Origin of the sequence: Streptomyces sp. NPDC052052 (assembly GCF_040680455.1) — a bacterium.
Taxonomy (GTDB): Bacteria; Actinomycetota; Actinomycetes; order Streptomycetales; family Streptomycetaceae; genus Streptomyces.
In genome coordinates, this window is the sequence record NZ_JBFAWU010000032.1 from 46,058 (window position 1) to 64,378 (window position 18,321).

At 71.5% G+C, this 18,321-nt stretch carries 19 protein-coding genes; 15 read left to right on the plus strand and 4 right to left on the minus strand.

What is annotated here, in order from left to right:
• Nucleotide 1: 1 nt before the first annotated feature.
• Together AB0L71_RS29915 and AB0L71_RS29920 are read right to left on the minus strand one after the other, a co-directional pair.
• Nucleotides 2–688 carry an ABC transporter ATP-binding protein gene (locus AB0L71_RS29915; RefSeq protein ID WP_365248839.1) on the minus strand — a complete coding sequence of 229 codons (687 nt, stop codon included), beginning with the start codon at nucleotides 686–688 and terminating at the stop codon, nucleotides 2–4.
• On the minus strand, nucleotides 685–1,806 hold the full coding sequence (locus AB0L71_RS29920) for an FtsX-like permease family protein (protein WP_365248842.1): 1,122 nt from the start codon (nucleotides 1,804–1,806) through the stop codon (nucleotides 685–687). Before AB0L71_RS29920 ends, AB0L71_RS29915 begins: the two co-directional genes overlap by 4 nt.
• A gap of 112 nt (nucleotides 1,807–1,918) precedes the next feature.
• Between AB0L71_RS29920 and AB0L71_RS29925 the strand changes: the two genes are divergently transcribed.
• A complete protein-coding gene (locus AB0L71_RS29925; RefSeq protein WP_365248845.1) occupies nucleotides 1,919–2,509 on the plus strand; it encodes a helix-turn-helix domain-containing protein in 591 nt (196 codons plus the stop codon).
• 108 nt (nucleotides 2,510–2,617) lie between these two features.
• On the opposite strand, the gene AB0L71_RS29930 is transcribed toward AB0L71_RS29925, so the two are convergent.
• Nucleotides 2,618–3,310, minus strand: a complete 693-nt coding sequence (locus AB0L71_RS29930; protein ID WP_365248849.1) for a FadR/GntR family transcriptional regulator — start codon at nucleotides 3,308–3,310, stop codon at nucleotides 2,618–2,620.
• 152 nt (nucleotides 3,311–3,462) lie between these two features.
• Between AB0L71_RS29930 and AB0L71_RS29935 the strand changes: the two genes are divergently transcribed.
• The 5 genes from AB0L71_RS29935 (at nucleotide 3,463) to AB0L71_RS29955 (ending at nucleotide 9,306) form a co-directional block, all read left to right on the plus strand.
• Nucleotides 3,463–4,422 (plus strand): dihydrodipicolinate synthase family protein, encoded by a 960-nt coding sequence (locus AB0L71_RS29935; protein ID WP_365248852.1) that lies wholly within the window; start codon nucleotides 3,463–3,465, stop codon nucleotides 4,420–4,422.
• Nucleotides 4,419–5,408, plus strand: a complete 990-nt coding sequence (locus AB0L71_RS29940) for an ROK family protein (RefSeq protein ID WP_365248855.1) — start codon at nucleotides 4,419–4,421, stop codon at nucleotides 5,406–5,408. The genes AB0L71_RS29935 and AB0L71_RS29940 overlap by 4 nt, the downstream gene beginning before the upstream one ends.
• Entirely contained in the window at nucleotides 5,405–6,085 is a 681-nt protein-coding gene (locus AB0L71_RS29945) for an N-acetylmannosamine-6-phosphate 2-epimerase (protein ID WP_365248858.1), read from the plus strand. Before AB0L71_RS29940 ends, AB0L71_RS29945 begins: the two co-directional genes overlap by 4 nt.
• Nucleotides 6,086–6,146: 61 nt before the next feature.
• Nucleotides 6,147–7,634: a sialate:H+ symport family MFS transporter gene (locus AB0L71_RS29950; protein ID WP_365248861.1), complete on the plus strand. Its 1,488-nt coding sequence runs from the start codon at nucleotides 6,147–6,149 to the stop codon at nucleotides 7,632–7,634.
• A 109-nt stretch (nucleotides 7,635–7,743) separates the two neighbouring features.
• The gene (locus AB0L71_RS29955; RefSeq protein ID WP_365248864.1) at nucleotides 7,744–9,306 is read left to right on the plus strand and encodes a 3-hydroxyacyl-CoA dehydrogenase; all 1,563 of its coding nucleotides are present in this window, start codon (nucleotides 7,744–7,746) and stop codon (nucleotides 9,304–9,306) included.
• Between the two features lie 122 nt (nucleotides 9,307–9,428).
• On the opposite strand, the gene AB0L71_RS29960 is transcribed toward AB0L71_RS29955, so the two are convergent.
• A complete protein-coding gene (locus AB0L71_RS29960) occupies nucleotides 9,429–10,637 on the minus strand; it encodes a YihY/virulence factor BrkB family protein (RefSeq protein ID WP_365248867.1) in 1,209 nt (402 codons plus the stop codon).
• A 17-nt stretch (nucleotides 10,638–10,654) separates the two neighbouring features.
• On the opposite strand from AB0L71_RS29960, the gene AB0L71_RS29965 reads away from it, so the two are divergent.
• The 9 genes from AB0L71_RS29965 to AB0L71_RS30005 all read left to right on the plus strand — a co-directional run.
• Entirely contained in the window at nucleotides 10,655–12,292 is a 1,638-nt protein-coding gene (locus AB0L71_RS29965) for an acyl-CoA dehydrogenase family protein (protein WP_365248870.1), read from the plus strand.
• Nucleotides 12,293–12,686: 394 nt separating this feature from the next.
• Entirely contained in the window at nucleotides 12,687–13,874 is a 1,188-nt protein-coding gene (locus AB0L71_RS29970) for a GAF domain-containing protein (protein WP_365248891.1), read from the plus strand.
• Nucleotides 13,875–13,974: 100 nt separating this feature from the next.
• The gene (locus AB0L71_RS29975) at nucleotides 13,975–14,565 is read left to right on the plus strand and encodes a GNAT family N-acetyltransferase (RefSeq protein ID WP_365248873.1); all 591 of its coding nucleotides are present in this window, start codon (nucleotides 13,975–13,977) and stop codon (nucleotides 14,563–14,565) included.
• Nucleotides 14,566–14,735: 170 nt separating this feature from the next.
• Complete coding sequence (locus AB0L71_RS29980; RefSeq protein ID WP_309474722.1) at nucleotides 14,736–14,819, plus strand: putative leader peptide; 84 nt, start codon at nucleotides 14,736–14,738, stop codon at nucleotides 14,817–14,819.
• Between the two features lie 114 nt (nucleotides 14,820–14,933).
• Entirely contained in the window at nucleotides 14,934–16,631 is a 1,698-nt protein-coding gene (locus AB0L71_RS29985) for a nitrite/sulfite reductase (RefSeq protein ID WP_365248876.1), read from the plus strand.
• Nucleotides 16,628–16,807 carry a hypothetical protein gene (locus AB0L71_RS29990; protein WP_365248879.1) on the plus strand — a complete coding sequence of 60 codons (180 nt, stop codon included), beginning with the start codon at nucleotides 16,628–16,630 and terminating at the stop codon, nucleotides 16,805–16,807. The genes AB0L71_RS29985 and AB0L71_RS29990 overlap by 4 nt, the downstream gene beginning before the upstream one ends.
• A complete protein-coding gene (locus AB0L71_RS29995) occupies nucleotides 16,804–17,520 on the plus strand; it encodes a phosphoadenylyl-sulfate reductase (protein ID WP_365248882.1) in 717 nt (238 codons plus the stop codon). The genes AB0L71_RS29990 and AB0L71_RS29995 overlap by 4 nt, the downstream gene beginning before the upstream one ends.
• Nucleotides 17,520–18,089, plus strand: coding sequence for an adenylyl-sulfate kinase (gene cysC, locus AB0L71_RS30000; RefSeq protein ID WP_365248894.1), 570 nt, complete (start codon nucleotides 17,520–17,522; stop codon nucleotides 18,087–18,089). Before AB0L71_RS29995 ends, cysC begins: the two co-directional genes overlap by 1 nt.
• Nucleotides 18,086–18,321 (plus strand): phosphoadenosine phosphosulfate reductase family protein (locus AB0L71_RS30005; protein WP_365248885.1); only part of this gene is annotated, 236 nt, incomplete at its 3' end. The genes cysC and AB0L71_RS30005, both read left to right, overlap by 4 nt.

The window sequence follows — 18,321 nt, forward strand, 5'->3', positions numbered from 1 at the left end:
GTCAGCCGGCGGATCCCGCGGTCGCGGCCGCGATCAGTTCGGTCATGTCCACGACCCGGTCGGCGGCCTCCGCCACGGCCGGGTCGTGCGTCGCCACGACCGTGACGCAGTTGTCCCGGCCGGTGCGCTCGGCGAGCAGTCGGGCCAGGTCACCGGCCTGCGAACGGTCGACGGCCGCGGTCGGTTCGTCCACCAGGAGCAGCGCCGGGGAGAGGAAGAGCGCACGGGCCAGGGCCACCCGCTGGCGTTCGCCGCCGGAGAGCTGCTCGGGACGGTGGCGCAGGCGGTGGCCGAGCCCCATCTCGGTCAGGGCCTCCTCGGCCCGGGCCCGGTGGGCCCGGGGCCGTTCGCCGCTGATGTACGCGGCGGCCAGCAGTTGTTCGACGGCGGGCAGGCCGGAGAGCAGGTTGCCGCTCTGGAACATGTAGCCGATGCGTTCCCGGCGCACCTTGGCGCGCTGGGCGTCGGAGAGGACGGCGAGGTCCTCGCCGTCCAGCAGGACCTGCCCGGCGGTGGGCCGCAGCAGTGCGCCCGCGAGGGCGAGCAGGGTGGACTTGCCGGAGCCCGAGGGGCCGACGAGGGCGGTCATCCGGCCCGGTTCGAAGGTGACGCCGAGGCCGTCGAAGACGGTGGTCCGGGCATCGTCGCGACCGAACTCGACGGTGATGCCTTTCAGTTCGAGGCTCATCGGTTGGCTCCCAGCATGGTCAGTGGGTCGGCTCCGGTGACCCTGCGCAGGGTCAGGGCGGTGCCCGCGAGGCCGACGGCCGCGACGGTGCACATCGTGAGGGCGAGCGTGGCGGCGGGCAGGCTGAACGGCACCTGTTCACCGACCAGCAGTCCGACGCCCGCGGCCAGTGCGGCGCCCGCGAGGGTGCCGCCCACGACGACCAGGGCCGCCTGGAGCACGGTGTGGACGAGCAGGCGCCGGCGCGAGGCCCCCATCGCCCGCAGCAGGGCGAGTTCCGGCTGGCGCTGCACGGTCCAGACGGCGAAGAAGGCGCCGACCACCAAGGGGGCGATCAGGTAGAGGAAGACCTGGATCGAGGTCATGGTGACGCGTTCACCGGTGTAGCCGGGGGCGGCCGCGTACGCCTCCTCCTTGGTGAGCGTGGTGGTGGAGTGACGCTTGTCGAGCTCGGCGGCGGAGACCTCGGGCGAGCCGCGCAGGGCCAGGGCGCTGAACTGGTCGGGAATGGCGGCGGCGGCCGAGGCCGGGGCTCCGGGGGTGCTGAAGCGGATGCGCTGCCAGGTCTTCAACGGGACGTAGGCGGCAGGCACATGGCCGTAGCTGGAGCGTTCGGTCAGCCCGATGACCTTCAGCTTGATACCCAGCCGGTCGATCACCAGGGTGTCGCCGATGTGCACTCCCTCGTCGGCGAGCTGGGCGGACATCACGATGCTGTTCTCCGCCGCGTTCGCGAGGTCCTCGCCCTGGGCCACGGAGGGGTTGAGGAAGGAGGCGGGCTCGACGCCGAAGGCGGCGAGGTCGACCTCGGTGCCCCGGTCCGTGGTGCCGCGGGTGATGGAGACGCCCAGCGGCGTCGTGTCGGTGCCCGCGTCCTTGCGCCAGGCGTCGGCGGTCTCCTTGTCGAGGAGACTGCGGGCGAACTGGTCGGACCGGGCGTCCGAGGAGAAGACGAGATGCGAGGCCGGAAGGCGACGAAGCGCGGAGATGGTGTCGTCACCCAGGCCCGTGGTGAAGCCGGAGACGATGCCGACGAGCGCGGCGACGAGCACCACGACTGACCCCATCAGCAGAAAGCGGCCTTTCGCGGCGCGCAGCTCCAGCAGAGCGAGGAACACGGCGGTTCCCTTCGATGGATCGACGTTAGGGACGGTGTGTCGCCAACATAGACGATGGCGACACACCGTCCCCAAGTGGGGTCACCGAAAGCAGGGCTTTTAGACTGGGCGGGTGCCCAGGATCAGAGCCGCCACCGTCGCCGAGCACCACGCCCAGCAGCGGCTGGCCCTGGTGCGGGCGGCGCGCGACCTGCTGGAGGACGGCGACGCGGAGGCCGTGACCTTCACCGCGGTCGCCCGGGCCACGGGCCTCGCCCGAAACAGCGTGTACAAGTACTTCCCCGGCCGCCCCGAACTGCTCGCCGCCGTGGTCGAGGACGCGATGCCGCGCTGGACGGAGACCATCCGGTCCGGCATGTCGGCCGCCGCCACACCCGAGGAGAAGGTCGCCGCGTATGTGTCGTCCCAGCTGGAGCTGGTACGCAGCGGGGAGCACCGGCTGGCCCAGGCCCTGGCCGGGGTCCGGGACACGACGCTGGTACGGGAGAGCGCGGCGCGGGCCCACCGGGAGCTGTTGACCCCGCTGATCGGGGCGCTCACCGAGCTGGGCGAGGAGGACCCGCGGCGCACCGCGATGCTGCTCCAGGGGATCGTCAACGCCGCCACGAACGCGATCGAGGCCGGCGACGATCCGGCGGCGGTGACGGACCGGGCGGTACGGCTGGCGGTCACCGCGATCACCGGGGCGGCCGCGGGGCGCTGACGGAGCGCCGGGGCGTCCGCGGGGCGCTGACGGAGCGCCGGCCCCAGCGGTTCGGCTCGCGCCCCTACCCCTGCCTCTGCCCCCGCCCCGGTCAGCGGCGGCCTGCGGTCACAGCGTCGGGGCGAGGCGGGTCCGGATGCCGTCGAAGTGGGTGCGCATGGCGCGCACCGCGCGGGCACCGTCGCCCGCCGCGACGGCCTCGACGATCTCGCGGTGCTGGGCACAGGTGACCGCGGGGTCCTGATGGCCGTCGTCGAGCTCTTCGCGCACCCGGTCCATGGCCGCCCAGAACGCGTCCAGCACCTCACTGAGCAGCAGGTTGTCGAGCGAGGTGTAGAGCGCGAGATGGAAGGCGCGGTCGGTGCCGCGCGCCACCCGGCCGGTCTCGCGGGCCTCGGTCTCCATCGCCGCGACGAGACCACGCAGCACCGCGAGGTCCTCGTCCGGGACACCGGCCGTGACGGCTCCGACCAGGCCGGTCTCCAGCGCCTCCCGCACCTTCATCAGCTCGAAGAGCCCCGGCTCGCCCTGCCGGTGCCGGACGGCGGCCCGGAACGCGAGCCCCTCGACGAAGGGCGACAGGGAGAGCGATCCGACGAAGGTGCCGAAGCCGCGGCGGATCTCCACGGCGTTGACGGCCTGGAGCGCCTTGAGAGCCTCCCGGACCGACACCCGGCCGGCCCCGAAGATCTCCATCAGCTCCGCCTCGGTGGGCAGTGCGTCACCGGGACCGAGTCCGCGTTCCAGGATCAGTTCCTTGATCCGGCGCTCGATGTCCTGAGCCATGGTGGGCCGCGCCACAACGTCCTCCTGAGGTGGGGGTGCCCCTTGACCGGTCGCAGGAGCATCTGTTTAAGGTGAGGTCAGACATAGGACATCTTACGTCTCACGTCCTGGACGGTGTACCCCTGCGGAGCACCGATCAGCGCATCAACCGAGCTGGAGCTCTCACCATGTCCCTGACCGCACCGCTGCGTGGCATCGTCCCGCCGGTCTGCACCCCCCTCGACTCCCAGGGGGAGGTCGACACCGCGTCCCTCGCCCGCCTCGTCGAGCACCTCATCGGTGGCGGAGTGCACGGCCTGTTCGCGCTCGGCTCCACCAGCGAGGTCGCCTACCTCACCGACGAGCAGCGCGCCACGGCGCTGAAGACCGTGGTCGACGTGACCGACGGCAGGGTTCCGGTGCTCGCCGGTGTCATCGACACCACCACCGCTCGTGTCATCGAGCACGGCCGGGCCGCCGCCGCACTGGGCGCCGACGCCCTGGTCGCCACGGCACCGTTCTACACCCGCACCCACGGCAAGGAGATCGCGCAGCACTTCCGTCGCCTGCGCGCCGCGGTCGACCTGCCGCTGTTCGCGTACGACATCCCGGTCTCCGTGCACAGCAAGCTCTCCTCCGCGCTGGTGCGCGAGCTCGCCGAGGACGGCACGCTGGCCGGGCTCAAGGACAGCAGCGGCGACGAGGGCGGACTGCGCCGGCTGATCGTGGAGCTGGGCGGTCGCGACGGCCGCGAGAACGGCCCCGCGCCGCGGTTCAGCGTGCTCACGGGCTCCGAACTCACCGTGGACGCGGCGCTGCTGGCCGGGGTGGACGGTGTCGTTCCGGGTATCGGCAACGTCGACCCGGCCGGATACGTCCGGCTGTACGACGCGGCACGGGCCGGGGACTGGGAGCAGGCCGCGAAGGAGCAGGAGCGGCTCGTCCAGCTGTTCGCCATGGTCGACGTCGGTCCGGAGGCGGACATGGGCCGCAGCTCCTCGGCGCTCGGCTCGTTCAAGGCGGCGCTCCAGCTGCTCGGCGTCATCGAGTGCGGTGACACCGCCTTCCCGCAGATCCAGCTGAGCGACGAGTCCATCGCGCTGGTCTCCGGATTCCTGCGCGCCGCCGGTCTCACCCCGGTCCGATGAACGCACCTTCCCAGTCGGCGGCCGGCGCTGCCGCGAGCGCTCCCGGTACCGGTGCCCCGGTGATCGGTCTCGACCTGGGCGGCACGAAGATCGCCGCCGCTCTCTTCGACGCCGACGGCACGGTCCTCGCCCGGCACTCCCGGCCCACCCCGGCCCGGGACGGCGCGGAAGCCGTACTGGACGCACTCGCCGAAGCGGCCGCCGCCGTCGACCCGGAGCGGCTGACCACGGCGCTCGGCATCGCGGCGGCCGGGGTCGTCGAACCCCGTACCGGCATGGTCACCAGCGCCACCGACTCCATTCGCGGCTGGGCCGGCACCGCGCTGGGCACCGGCCTCGCGGACCGCACCGGATACCCGGTGGCCTGCGACAACGACGTACGTGCCACGGCAGGGCCGGAGCTCGCGTCGCTGATGGCCGAGGCCCCCGGCCGGGGCTCGCTGCTGTTCGTCGCCGTGGGCACCGGCGTGGGCGGCGCGATCGCCGTCGACGGGCGGATGCTGCACGGCGCGGCCGGCATCGCCGGGCATCTGGGCCATCTGCCCAGCCCGGAGGCGGCCGGACTGCCCTGCACCTGCGGCGCCGCCGGACACCTGGAGGTCATCGCCTCCGGGCCCGGCATCGCCGCCCACTACGAGCGGCTGACCGGCACCGGTGTGGACCGGCTCGAAACGGTCGCCGCCCGCGCGGCGCAGGGCGAGACGGCCGCCGTCCAGGCCATCACCACCGGCGCCACCGCCGCCGGCCGGGTGCTCGGCGGGCTCGCCAACGCCCTGGGGCCCGACCGGGTCGTCGTCGGCGGCGGCGTGCCCCGGATCGGCTCGTTGTACGGGGACGCCCTGGCCGCCGCGTTCGCCGCGGAACTGATGCCGCCGTTGCGCGGACTGGTACCCGAGGCACCGCGCTTCGGGGCCGACGCGGCCGTCCACGGAGCCGCAGCTCTCACCACCACCCTTCCCCTCCACCACCCGGGAGTCGCTCAATGACCACGCAGGAACTCGCCTCCTCCCTCCAGGGCAAGCTGATCGTGTCCTGCCAGGCGCCTCCCGGCGACCCGATGCGGGAGACCGGCACCCTGGTGCGGCTCGCGCGGTCGGCGGAGGCCGGCGGCGGCGTCGCCATCCGCGCCAATGAGCCGGAGGTCGTCGCCGCGATCGTCGAGGCCGTGGATCTGCCGGTCATCGGCCTGTGGAAGGACGGCGACACCGGGGTCTACATCACTCCGACCGTCCGCCACGCCCTGGCGCTCGTCGAGGCGGGTGCCACTGTCGTCGCGGCGGACGCCACCGACCGCCCGCGCCCCGACGGCTCGACCTTCGCCGAGCTCGTCGAGGCCGTGCACGCGGCCGGCGCCCTGGTGATGGCCGACATCTCCACCCTCGCCGAGGGCATCACGGCGGCCGGGCAGGGTGCGGACTTCGTCTCCACCACGCTCTCCGGCTATGTGCCCGGCACGCCGAAGCTGACCGGCCCCGACCTCGACCTCGTCGCCGAGCTGTCCGCCGCGATCGACGTCCCGGTGGTCGCCGAAGGCCGTATCAACACCCCCGAGGACGCCGCCCAGGCCCTGGCCCGTGGCGCCCACAGCATCGTGGTCGGCACCGCCATCACCGCCCCGACCGCCCTGACCACTCGCTTCGTCGCAGGAATCGCCCAAGCCTGATCTGACCACTACGTGGGACGGCAACCCGGCCGCGGTTGCCGTCCTACATCCTGGAGTCACCGTGCACACCAACCCATCCCCGACGCTCCCCTGGTACCGAGAGGTGAGCGGAACCCAGTGGAAGTCGTTCTTCGCCGCCTGGATCGGATACGTCCTCGACGGCTTCGACTTCGTGCTGATCACTCTCGTACTCACCGAGATCAGCGACGACTTCGGGCTGAGCACGGTGCAGGCGGCCAGCCTGATCTCCGGGGCGTTCATCACCCGCTGGCTCGGCGGAGCGGTGCTCGGCGCGATCGGTGACCGGTACGGCCGCAAGCTCTCCATGGTCCTGAGCATCCTGCTGTACTCGCTGGGCACCTTCGCCTGCGGATTCGCCTGGAACTACCAGAGCCTGTTCGCCGCCCGCCTCGCCATCGGCATGGGCATGGCCGGTGAGTACAGCGCCAGCGCCACCTACGTCATGGAGAGCTGGCCGGCCCGGCTCCGCAGCCGGGCCAGCGGCTTCCTGATCTCCGGCTTCTCGGTCGGTTCGGTGCTCGCCGCACAGGTCTACAACTGGGTGGTGCCGTCGCTCGGCTGGCGGTGGATGTTCTACCTCGGTCTGGTGCCGATCGTCATCGCGCTGTGGATGCGGCGTGCGCTGCCGGAGGCCGAGGAGTGGACGGAGTCCGTCGCGGACGAGGAGGCCAAGCCCAACCCGTTCCGGCCGCTGTTCCTCACCCGGGGCCGGGCCGTCGTCAACACGGTCCTGGTCGTCGTGGCCACCGTCTCGCTGTTCCTGGTCTTCACCCCGAGCGGTGCCGGCATGGTCCCGGTGCTCTCGGTGGTCGCCGGGCTGACGCTGGCCGCCTTCGCGGTGCAGCTCGGCGGGAAGCGCGGCTGGGTCCTGTACCTGTCGATGATCGTGACGCTGTTCTTCGCGTTCCTCTACTCGTGGCCCATCCAGGCGCTGCTGCCCACGTATCTGAAGACCGAACTCGGCTACACCACCGACCAGGTCACCGACGTCCTGTACTTCGCGGGCTTCGGCACCATGGTCGGCTGCTGGACCGCGGGCTTCCTCGGCGACCGGATCGGGACGAAGAAGGCGTACGGGCTGACCCTGCTGGCCTCGCTGGCCTTCGTCTACCCGGTCTTCGCGGTGCACGACAACCTGCTACTGCTCGGCATCCTGCTCTTCCTCCTCCAGGCGACCAGCTTCGGGATCTCCGGTCTGCTGCCCCGCTACATCGGCGGGCACTTCCCGACCCGGACCCGGGCCGCCGCCCTCGGCTTCACGTACAACGTGGGCGCTCTGGGCGGTGCCGTGGCTCCGGTCCTGGGTGCGCATCTGGCGTCCGGGATGGATCTGGGACAGGCGCTGGCCGTCCTGACTTTCGCGGGCACGGTGATCGTGGTGCTGCTGGTCGGATTCGATGTGCCGGCCATGCTGAACCGGCTGGTCGACCCGGACGCCGAAGTGGACCATCTCGCGGAGACGGCGACGGCTTCGACGGTCGCGAAGGCGGCGGAGCCGGAGAAGGCGTCGCACGCCGTGTCCGGCTGACGAAGTCCGCCGCGGGAGCGGGGCGGCGGGCATGGGGGGACGTGGATTCGTCCCCGCGTCTATCGTCGCGGGGACGAATCAGCTGCCCCGCGAGAGGACCGCACCAGCCATGCGTATCAGGATCGTCGGCGCCGGGGCCATGGGCCGCGGCATCGCCCAGTGGGCGGCGACCGCCGGACACACCGTCGAGCTGTGCGACGTACGCACGGAGGCGGTGACGGCCGCCCTGGACTTCGTACGGTCCATGCTCGAACGGGCCGTGCAGAAGGGCCGGATGACCGCCGAGGACCGGGCCGCCGCCCTGGAACGCCTCGTTCCGCTGGACGATCCCTGGGCTGCGGGTCCGGACGTCGAGCTGGTCATCGAGGCCGTGCGGGAGGACCTCGACACCAAGACGGAGGTCTTCGGGCGACTGGAGCGGGCCCTGCCCGCGACGGCCCTCTTCGCGACCAACACCTCGTCCCTCTCGGTCACCCGGATCGCCGCGGCGCTGAAGGACCCGTCGCGCCTGGCCGGGCTGCACTTCTTCAACCCGGTTCCGCTGATGAGGATCGTCGAGGTCGTGCCGGGTGCGGCGACCCGTCCGGAGATCGTGCCGGCGCTCACCGCGCTCGTCGAGAGCTGCGGGCACCGGGCGGTCACGGTCGCCGACACCCCGGGTTTCCTGGTCAACCACGCGGGCCGCGGCCTGGTGACCGAGGCCCTCGCCCTGCTGGAGGAGACGGTCGCCACTCCGGCCGACATCGACCGGATCGCCCGGGACGTGCTCGGGCTGCGGATGGGCCCGTTCGAGCTGATGGACCTCACCGGCCTGGATGTGACGGCCGCGGTGATCGACTCGATCTGGCAGGGGTTCCGGTACGCCGACCGGCTCCGTCCCTCCTACCTCACCCCGAACCGGGTGACCGCCGGTCTGCACGGCCGCAAGACCGGACACGGCTGGTTCGTGTACGGCCCCGACGCACCCGCACCGGCACCGGAGCCGCCGGTCACGGGCAACGCGGACCGCCCGGTGTTCGTCCACGGCACGGCGCCCCGGGGGCGGGACGCGGCCGCGCCACGGGAGGCGCTGGCCGCCGCCGGGGCCGTTGTCGAGACGGGCCCCGGGCCGTCCGCTGACGCCCTGGTGCTGGTTCCGGTCTGGGGTACCACCGTCGCCTCCGCCATCTCCGAGCACCGGCTGCCCGCCGGGCGCACCCTCGGCGTGGACCCGCTGCCCGCGGCCGGCCGCCGCCGGGTGCTGGCCGTGACCCCGGCGACGGACCCGGCCGCCGCGCGCGACGCCCGCGCGGTGCTGGCCCGTGCGGCGGACAGCGACGAGCCCCACCCGGTCACGGTGGTGCGGGACACGGCGGGCTCGGTCGCCCAGCGGCTGCTCGCCTCGATCGTCTCGGTCGCGGCGTCGATCGCGGAGCGCTCCCTCGCCACGCCCGCCGACATCGATCTCGCCGTCACGGCCGGGCTCGGCTACCCCGTCGGCCCGCTGGCCTGGGGCGACCGGGTCGGCGCCGAGCGGATGCTGGAGCTGCACCGGGCGCTGCACGGCACGACGGGCGACCCGCGCCACCGCCCGAGCCGATGGGTCACCGAACGCGCCCAGCTCGGGCTCGCACTGACGGACCCGGGAACGCCCCCGGCCGACTGCCTGACAGAGCCCGCGACATCGTCGTGACCGGGGCGGGACCGGCCGGGGTCTGCCGGGGTCTGCCGGGGTCTGCCGGGGTCTGCCGGGGTCTGCCGGGGTCTGCCGGGGTCTGCCGGGGGCCACGGTCCCGGGCAGGTCCCGCCGCCGTCCTACGCGCTGCCGTCGGGCGGGTCGTTCGGCTTGTCCGCGTCCTTGTCCGCGTCCTTGTCGCGGCCGGCGTCGCGGTCGGCGTCGCGGCTGGGCTGCAGCCGGGACTTCACGTCGTCGGGCGGCAGGAACCTCGACCAGCGCTCCGGGAACTCGGACGGCATGTAGGGACTGTCCCCGTCATCCTCGTCGTCCCCGTCCTCCCCGTTCTCACGGTCCGCCGCCTGCGCCCGTGCGATGAGCTCCGCGGCCTGGGCCGCCCGTAGCCGGTCGTTGGCCGCGCGGGCCGCGGCCGTCGTCAGCGAGGGCCACACCCGGTCGATGGCGGCGTTCACCGCGGCTCCGACCAGGACCGCGAACGCGGAGATACCGATCCACAGCAGGACCGCGATCGGGGCCGCCAGCGAGCCGTAGATCGTCGGTCCCTCGACCGTGCTCGTGAGGTATATCCGCAGCAGGAAACTGCCGAGCACCCACATCGCGAGGGCCACCAGCGCGCCCGGGACGTCCTCGACCCACGGCGAACGGACCGGTACGGACACGTGGTAGAGCGTCGTCAGGAAAGCGACCGACAGCACGATCACCAACGGCCAGTACAGCACGCTGATGAGCTCGGTGCCCCAGGGTATGAACTCCACGACCCGGTCGGGGCCGACCACGAGCAGCGGCAGCACGACGGAGCCGAGCAGCAGCGCGACGACGTAGAGCAGGAAGGAGAGCAGCCGGGTCTTGACGATGCCGCGCTGCCCGTCGAGGCCGTACATCACCGTGATCGTGTCGATGAAGACGTTGACCGCGCGGGAGCCGGACCAGAGCGCGATCGCGAAGCCGATGGAGATGACATCGGGGCGGGCCCCGGTGGTGACGTCCTCCAGGAGCGGTTTGGCGAAGTCGTTCACGCCCCGCTGGCTCAGCACCGTCTGCGCCGCGTTGAGGATGTTGCGTTCGATGGAGGCGACCGTGGTGGTGTTGGTCCACTCGTCGACGTATCCGAGCATGCCGATCAGGCCGAGGAGCAGCGGGGGCAGGGACAGCAGGGTGAAGAACGCCGCCTCGGCCGCGAGTCCCAGAATGCGGTACTCCATGCACGAGTTGACGGTGTCCTTGAGCAGCTGCCAGACCATCTGCCGCTTCGAGATGTTGCGGTAGAGGACTCGGGCCCGGTGGAGCCGACCCGTTGGCCGCTCGGGTGTTTCATTTGCTGCCTGCACATCTTTACCGTAGCGGCATGGCAGCCACCACCCACACCGTGTCCAATCAGGTACCGCCGCTGGTCGGCTACGACGTCTTCGCCGCAGATCAGGCCCTCACCGAGGCGGTCCGGCGCCATGTGCCCGACGAGCTCCTCACCGAGATCCGGGACGAACTCGGCGAACTGGGCAGGGCCGCAGGATCCGCGCAGGCGCAGGCCTGGGGGGTGCAGGCGAACGAGAATCCGCCGAAGCTGCGGACGCACGACCGGTACGGACACCGCATCGACGAGGTGGAGTTCCATCCGGCCTGGCACCGACTGCTGGGGCACGCGGTCGGCGCGGGTCTGACCGACGCCTGGGGCAGACCCGGGGGCCATGTGCGCCGGGCGGCCGGCTTCCTGGTGTGGACGCAGGCCGAGGCGGGACACGGCTGCCCGCTGTCGATGACGCATGCGGCGGTGCCCGCGCTGCGGACCGATCCGGCGCTGGCGGCCGAGTGGGAGCCGCTGCTGACGTCGCGGGTGTACGAGCAGGAGTTGCGGCCCGCCGCACGGAAGGCCGGTGTGCTCTTCGGCATGGGCATGACGGAGAAGCAGGGCGGCACGGACGTCCGGTCCAACACGACGCGGGCCGAGCCCCTGTCGGCGCCGGGTGAGTACCTGCTCACCGGCCACAAGTGGTTCTGTTCGGCGCCGATGTCGGACGCGTTCCTGGTGCTGGCGCAGGCGCCCGGCGGGCTGACCTGCTTCCTGCTGCCCCGGGTGCTGCCCGACGGCACACGGAACACGTTCGCGATCCAGCGCCTGAAGGACAAACTGGGCAACCGGTCCAATGCGTCGAGCGAGGTCGAGTTCGACGGGACATGGGCGCGCCGGGTCGGCGAGGAGGGGCACGGGGTGCGCACCATCATCGGCATGGTGGCGGCGACCCGGCTGGACTGCGTGGTCGGTTCGGCGGCGCTGATGCGGCAGGCGGTGGCGCAGGCGATCCACCACTGCACGTATCGCAGAGCGTTCGGCGGGGTGCTGGTCGAGAAGCCCCTGATGCGCAATGTGCTGGCCGATCTGGCGCTGGAGTCGGAGGCGGCGACCGTGCTGGCGCTGCGGCTGGCGGCGGCGTACGACGCCGGTACGGAGCCCGAGCGGGCCTTCCTGCGGATCGCGGTGCCGACGGCGAAGTACTGGGTGACGAAGCGGTGCACGCCGATGGTGGGCGAGGCGCTGGAGTGTCTCGGCGGCAACGGTTACGTGGAGGAGTCCTCGATGCCACGGCTGCTGCGGGAGGCGCCGCTCAACTCGATCTGGGAGGGCTCGGGCAATGTGCAGGCGCTGGATGTGCTCCGGGCGCTGCAGCGCGAGCCGCTCGCACTGAACGCCTTCCTCCAGGAGGTGGGCCGGGCACGCGGCGCCGATCACCGGCTGGACCGGGCGATCACGGACCTGCTGACGGAGCTCGCCGATCTGGACGGGATCGAGGCGCGGGCCCGTCGGCTGGTCGAACGGATGGCCCTCGTCCTGCAGGGTTCGCTGCTGGTGCGCTGGGCTCCGCCGGAGGTCGCCGACGCGTTCTGTGCCTCACGGCTGGGCGGCGACCGGTGCGCGGCGTTCGGAACGTTGCCGCACAGCCTCGACCTGGCATCGGTCGTGGAACGGGCGCGGCCCGTGGAACGTTAGTGCCGTGAGCGGCAGGGTGCCGTGGCCGGCGCCAGGTCTCCGGTCCGGCACGGGGAGTACAGCGACGGAGGGTGGTGCTGCGCCGACACGGCACCACCCTCCTTGCTGTGCACACACCGATCAGCGGAGTACGAGCGCCGCTGCGCGGTGTCCCGTCACTCTCTTACGAACCCGCGCTCTCCCGCCAGAGTTGCAGAGGGTTGCAAGCAATGTCTGCGGGGCACGGCGCCGGGCTCCGCAGACCGGGCAGGATGAAGGCGTGGGCCGTTCCGCGGCCCGGGCATCTGTGGGGGAATGGACTGTGGAGAAAAGCGCTGCCGAGGTGACGCAGTGGAGCGGACCGCAGTCCGCCCATGCCCTCCGCCTGACGCATCAGGCCCGGGAGGCGGGCCTGATGGGCGAGCGTCCGCCGGTCGCCCTGCGGACGGAGATCGGCGCCTCGTGGGCCCGGGTGCTGAGCATCGGCGTCGATCCGGATCAGTCCACCGAGAGCGTGCTGCTGGACCGGGACGAGATCGAGCACCGGCGCCGGAGTTCGACGCTGGGCACGGTGATGCCGCTGCTGAGCGAGAACCTGGTCTCCCTGGCGGATGCCGCCGAGCAGATCGTGGTGATCACCGATATGGAGGGCCGGGTGCTGTGGCGCCAGGGCAACTCCGGGGTGCTGCGCCGCGCCGACGGCATCTGTCTGGCCGAGGGAGCGAACTGGGCGGAGGCGGTCACGGGAACGAACGCGATCGGTACGGCGCTCGCCGCCCGCGCACCGGTCCAGGTCCATGCGTCGGAGCACTTCGTACGTCGTCTGCACCACTGGACGTGTGCGGCGGCCCCGGTCCGTGATCCGCGCGACGGCCGACTGATTGGCGTTGTCGACATCAGCGGTGGGGCGTCCACCTTCCATCCGTCCTCGCTCGCCCTGGTCGAATCGGTCGCGCGGCTGGCCGAGAGCGAGCTCAGGAACCGCCATCTGCAGGCGATCGACCGGCTGCGTTCGGTGGCGACGCCGGTGATGTGCCGACTGGGCGGCCGGGCCCTGGTGGTGGACGCCCATGGCTGGCTCGCGGCGGTGATCGGGATGCCGCCGATCGACCGGTTGCCGCTGCCCAAGTCGTTGCGGCCGGGCCAGGTGTGGCTGCCCTCGCTCGGTATGTGTGTGGTCGAGCCGCTGGCCGGTGGCTGGCTGGTGCAGGTCACGGACCGGGCCGTGGAGGGGCCGTCGTACCGGGTGGTGCTGGATCTGAGCCGGCCCGGCAGTCTCGTGGTCATTGTCGCGGCAGCGGTGGGCACCTGGACGCTGCGGCTCACGCCACGCCATGCGGAGATCCTGTACGCCCTGGCGCTGCACCCCGAGGGGCGCTCGGCGTCCGAACTGGCCGAGGACATCTTCGGGGACGCGACGCGGACGGTGACGGTGCGGGCGGAGATCTCCCGGATGCGCCGCCATCTCGCGGGGGTGCTCGCACACCGCCCGTACCGCTTCGGCGACAGGGTCGAGGTGGAGGTGGTCCACCCGGATCACCTGGCCGATCTGCTGCCGGGTTCTACGGCTCCGGTGGTGGTCGGGGCGCGCAGGACCGCGTAGAGCGACCGGGGCCGAATGCTCCCCGCTCGGTGCGGAGTCTCGGCGTCCGCTCCTCGGACCGGCTTGGGTCCCGGCCGCCCGGCATGATTCCCTGGCAGCCATGAACGACCCCGCGCAGACCGCCCCCACCACCGAGGTGACCATCTGGTCCCTGGAGCAGACCTCCCCCGATGATCTGCGCCCGGCCGCGGTCCCCGAGCAGGACGTGCGGATCATCCGGTCCGAGGTTCCGTTGCCCGAGTTCAGCCGTTTCCTCTACACGGCGGTCGGCGGCGACATCCAGTGGACGGACCGGCTCACGATGACGTACGCGCAGTGGCAGGAGACCCTGGACCGGCCCGGGGCGGAGACCTGGGTGGCGTACGAGAACGGCACACCCGCCGGATACATCGAGCTGGACCCGCAGGACGACGGTGTGGTCGAGATCGTGTACTTCGGACTCATACCGGCCTTCCGCGGACGCCGGATCGGCGGCCATCTCCTCTCGTACGGCACGGCCCGCGCCTGGGACCTGGTGGAACGCTGGCCGGAGCGAACGCCGACCAAGCGGGTGTGGCTGCACACCTGTTCCCAGGACGGCCCACACGCCATGGACAACTATCTGCGCCGCGGCTTCCGGCTCTTCGACACGAAGGTGGAGCTGGAGCCCGAGGCGGCGACGCCGGGTCCGTGGCCGGGGGCGGCACGATAGCCCGCGTACGGCAAGTGCCGTGAACATACAGGCCGATTACCGATATTAAGGGCGGAATACCCCTGGTCGAGCACGTGACGGGCACCACACCGTCTCGCACTACAAGACGAAGCCGTCCACATCATGGATAGTGGTGGACTGGCCCGAGACCGGCGTGACACGCTTCCGTCATGTCTGGAACTGGAATTGCCTTGGTGAGTCGGCGTCACGTCGACCTCGGCCGCATGTCCAGCGCCATCTGTCCGGTGAGCTGAGAGTCCCAGCACCGCCGCGATCCCCTTTTCTCTGTCACCCCTGCGCACCGCCGCGCCTCAGCGCGAGTGTGCAGGTCAGAGCCGCCCTCCTGCAGTCCCGAAGGACGTACTGTCATGGCCGCCACCCCGGAACAGCCTGCGACCACCACGCCCCGCCGCAAGGCCGGACGCCACCGTGGCGAAGGTCAGTGGGCCGTGGGGCACCACACCCCGCTCAACGGCAATGAGCAGTTCAAGAAGGACGATGACGGTCTCAATGTCCGGACACGTATTGAGACGATCTACTCCAAGCGGGGGTTCGACTCGATCGACCCCAACGACCTGCGTGGACGCATGCGTTGGTGGGGGCTCTACACCCAGCGCAAGCCCGGGATCGACGGCGGCAAGACCGCGATCCTGGAGCCGGAGGAGCTGGACGACCGGTACTTCATGCTGCGGGTCCGGATCGACGGCGGCCGGCTGACCACCGCACAGCTGCGGGTCATCGGCGAGATCTCCGAGGAGTACGCCCGCGGCACCGCGGACATCACCGACCGGCAGAACATCCAGCTGCACTGGATCCGCATCGAGGACGTACCGGCGATCTGGGAGAAGCTGGAGGCCGTCGGGCTCTCCACCACCGAGGCATGCGGCGACTGCCCCCGCGTGATCATCGGCTCCCCGGTGGCGGGGATCGCCGCCGACGAGATCATCGACGGGACCCCGGCGGTCGACGAGATCCACGACCGCTACATCGGCAACAAGGAATTCTCCAACCTGCCGCGGAAGTTCAAGACCGCGATCTCCGGTTCACCGGTGCAGGACGTGGTGCACGAGATCAACGACATCGCGTTCGTCGGGGTGGTCCACCCCGAGCACGGTCCGGGTTTCGACGTCTGGGTCGGCGGCGGACTCTCCACCAACCCGCGGCTCGCCGAGCGGCTCGGCGCCTGGGTGCCGCTCGACGAGGTGCCGGACGTCTGGGCCGGAGTCGTCGGCATCTTCCGTGACTACGGCTACCGGCGGCTGCGCAACCGCGCCCGCCTGAAGTTCCTGATGGCCGACTGGGGCCCCGCGAAGTTCCGCCAGGTGCTGGAGGACGAGTACCTGAAGCGCCCGCTGCTCGACGGCCCCGCCCCGGAGCAGCCCAGCAGCCGCTGGCGCGACCACGTGGGGGTGCACCGGCAGCAGGACGGCCGCTTCTACGTCGGTTTCGCCCCCAGGGTCGGCCGCGTGGACGGCTCCACCCTGGCCAAGATCGCCGATCTGGCGGCCGCGCACGGATCGGACCGGCTGCGCACCACCGTCGAGCAGAAGATGCTCATCCTCGACGTCGAGCAGGACCAGGTGGACTCCCTGGTCGCCGGCCTGGAGGCGCTCGACTTCCAGGTGAAGCCCTCCCCCTTCCGCCGCGGCACGATGGCCTGCACCGGGATCGAGTTCTGCAAGCTGGCGATCGTCGAGACGAAGGCGCGCGGAGCCTCGCTGATCGACGAACTGGAGCGCCGTCTGCCGGAGTTCGACGAGCCGCTCACCATCAACATCAACGGCTGCCCCAACGCCTGCGCCCGCATCCAGACGGCGGACATCGGCCTCAAGGGCCAGCTCGTCCTGGACGCCGACGGCAACCAGGTCGAGGGCTACCAGGTGCACCTGGGCGGCGCGCTCGGCCTGGAGGCCGGGTTCGGCCGCAAGGTCCGCGGCCTGAAGGTCACTTCGGCCGAGCTGCCGGACTACATCGAGCGGGTGCTCAGCCGGTACCAGGAGCAGCGCGAGGCCGGCGAGCGGTTCGCGACCTGGGCGGCGCGGGCCGGTGCGGAGTCGCTGTCATGAGCGAGCGCGCCGCCCCGTTCCACTGCCCGTACTGCGGCGACGAGGACCTGCGCCCGCACGAGAGCGGGCACGGAGCGTGGGAATGCGCTTCCTGCAACCGTGCGTTCCAGCTGAAGTTCCTGGGCCTGCTGACCCGGGGACTCACGCGCAACAACGTTGATGGGGAGGGGATATGACGGACACTCTGAAGACCGATGACCTCACCTCGCAGGAGCTCAGGGAGCTGGCCGGGCGAGCGGGCCGGGAGCTGGAGGACGCCACCGCACCGGAGATCCTCCGGTGGGCGGCCGACACCTTCGGTAAGCGGTTCTGCGTGACCTCCTCGATGGAGGACGCGGTGGTGTCGCATCTCGCCTCCCGCGTCTTCCCGGGGGTGGACGTGGTCTTCCTCGACACCGGCTACCACTTCGACGAGACGATCGGCACCCGGGACGCGGTCGAGGCCGTGATGGACGTCCACGTCATCACGCTGACCCCGCGGCAGTCGGTGGCCGAGCAGGACGCCGAGTACGGGCCGAGGCTCCACGACCGCGACCCCGATCTGTGCTGCCGGCTACGGAAGGTCCGCCCCCTGGAGGAGGGCCTGACGTCCTACCTGGCCTGGGCGACCGGGCTACGCCGTGACGAGTCCCCGACCCGCGCGAACACCCCGGTCGTCGGCTGGGACGAGAAGCGGCAGAAGGTGAAGATCTCGCCGATCGCCCGCTGGACGCAGGACGACGTCGACGCCTACGTGGCCGAACACGGCGTTCTCACCAACCCGCTCCTGATGGACGGTTACGCCTCCGTGGGCTGCGAGCCCTGCACCCGCCGGGTGCTGGAGGGCGAGGACGCGCGGGCCGGGCGCTGGGCCGGCCGGGGCAAGACCGAGTGCGGGCTGCACGGATGATGACGACTGATCAGGAGATACCGATGAGCGTGACGGAGACGGGAGCCACCATCTGGCTGACCGGTCTGCCGAGCGCGGGCAAGACCACCATCGCGTACGAACTCGCCGGGCGGCTGCGCGGCGAGGGCCATCGCGTGGAGGTACTCGACGGCGACGAGATCCGGGAGTTCCTGTCCGCCGGTCTCGGTTTCTCCCGCGAGGACCGCCACACCAACGTCCAGCGGATCGGCTTCGTCGCCGAGCTGCTGGCAGCCAACGGCGTGAAGGTGCTGGTTCCCGTCATCGCCCCGTACGCGGACAGCCGGGACGCGGTGCGGGAACGGCACCGGGCCGAGGGCACCAGGTATCTGGAGGTGCATGTCGCGACTCCGGTCGAGGTGTGCTCGGTACGCGATGTGAAGGGGCTGTACGCCAAGCAGGCGGCGGGCGAGATCAGCGGGCTCACCGGGGTCGACGACCCCTACGAGGCGCCCGAGTCGCCCGATCTGCGGATCGAGTCGCACCAGCAGACCGTGCAGGAGTCCGCGGCGGAGCTGTATGCGCTGCTGAGCGAGAGGGGTGCAGTGTGACGACCGTCGCGACCGTGTCGGAGGGCACCGACAGTCCGTACGCGCTCAGCCATCTGGACTCCCTGGAGTCCGAGGCGGTGCACATCTTCCGTGAGGTGGCGGGCGAGTTCGAGCGGCCGGTGATCCTGTTCTCCGGCGGCAAGGACTCCATCGTGATGCTGCACCTCGCGCTGAAGGCGTTCGCGCCCGCGCCGGTGCCGTTCGCGCTGCTGCACGTCGACACCGGGCACAA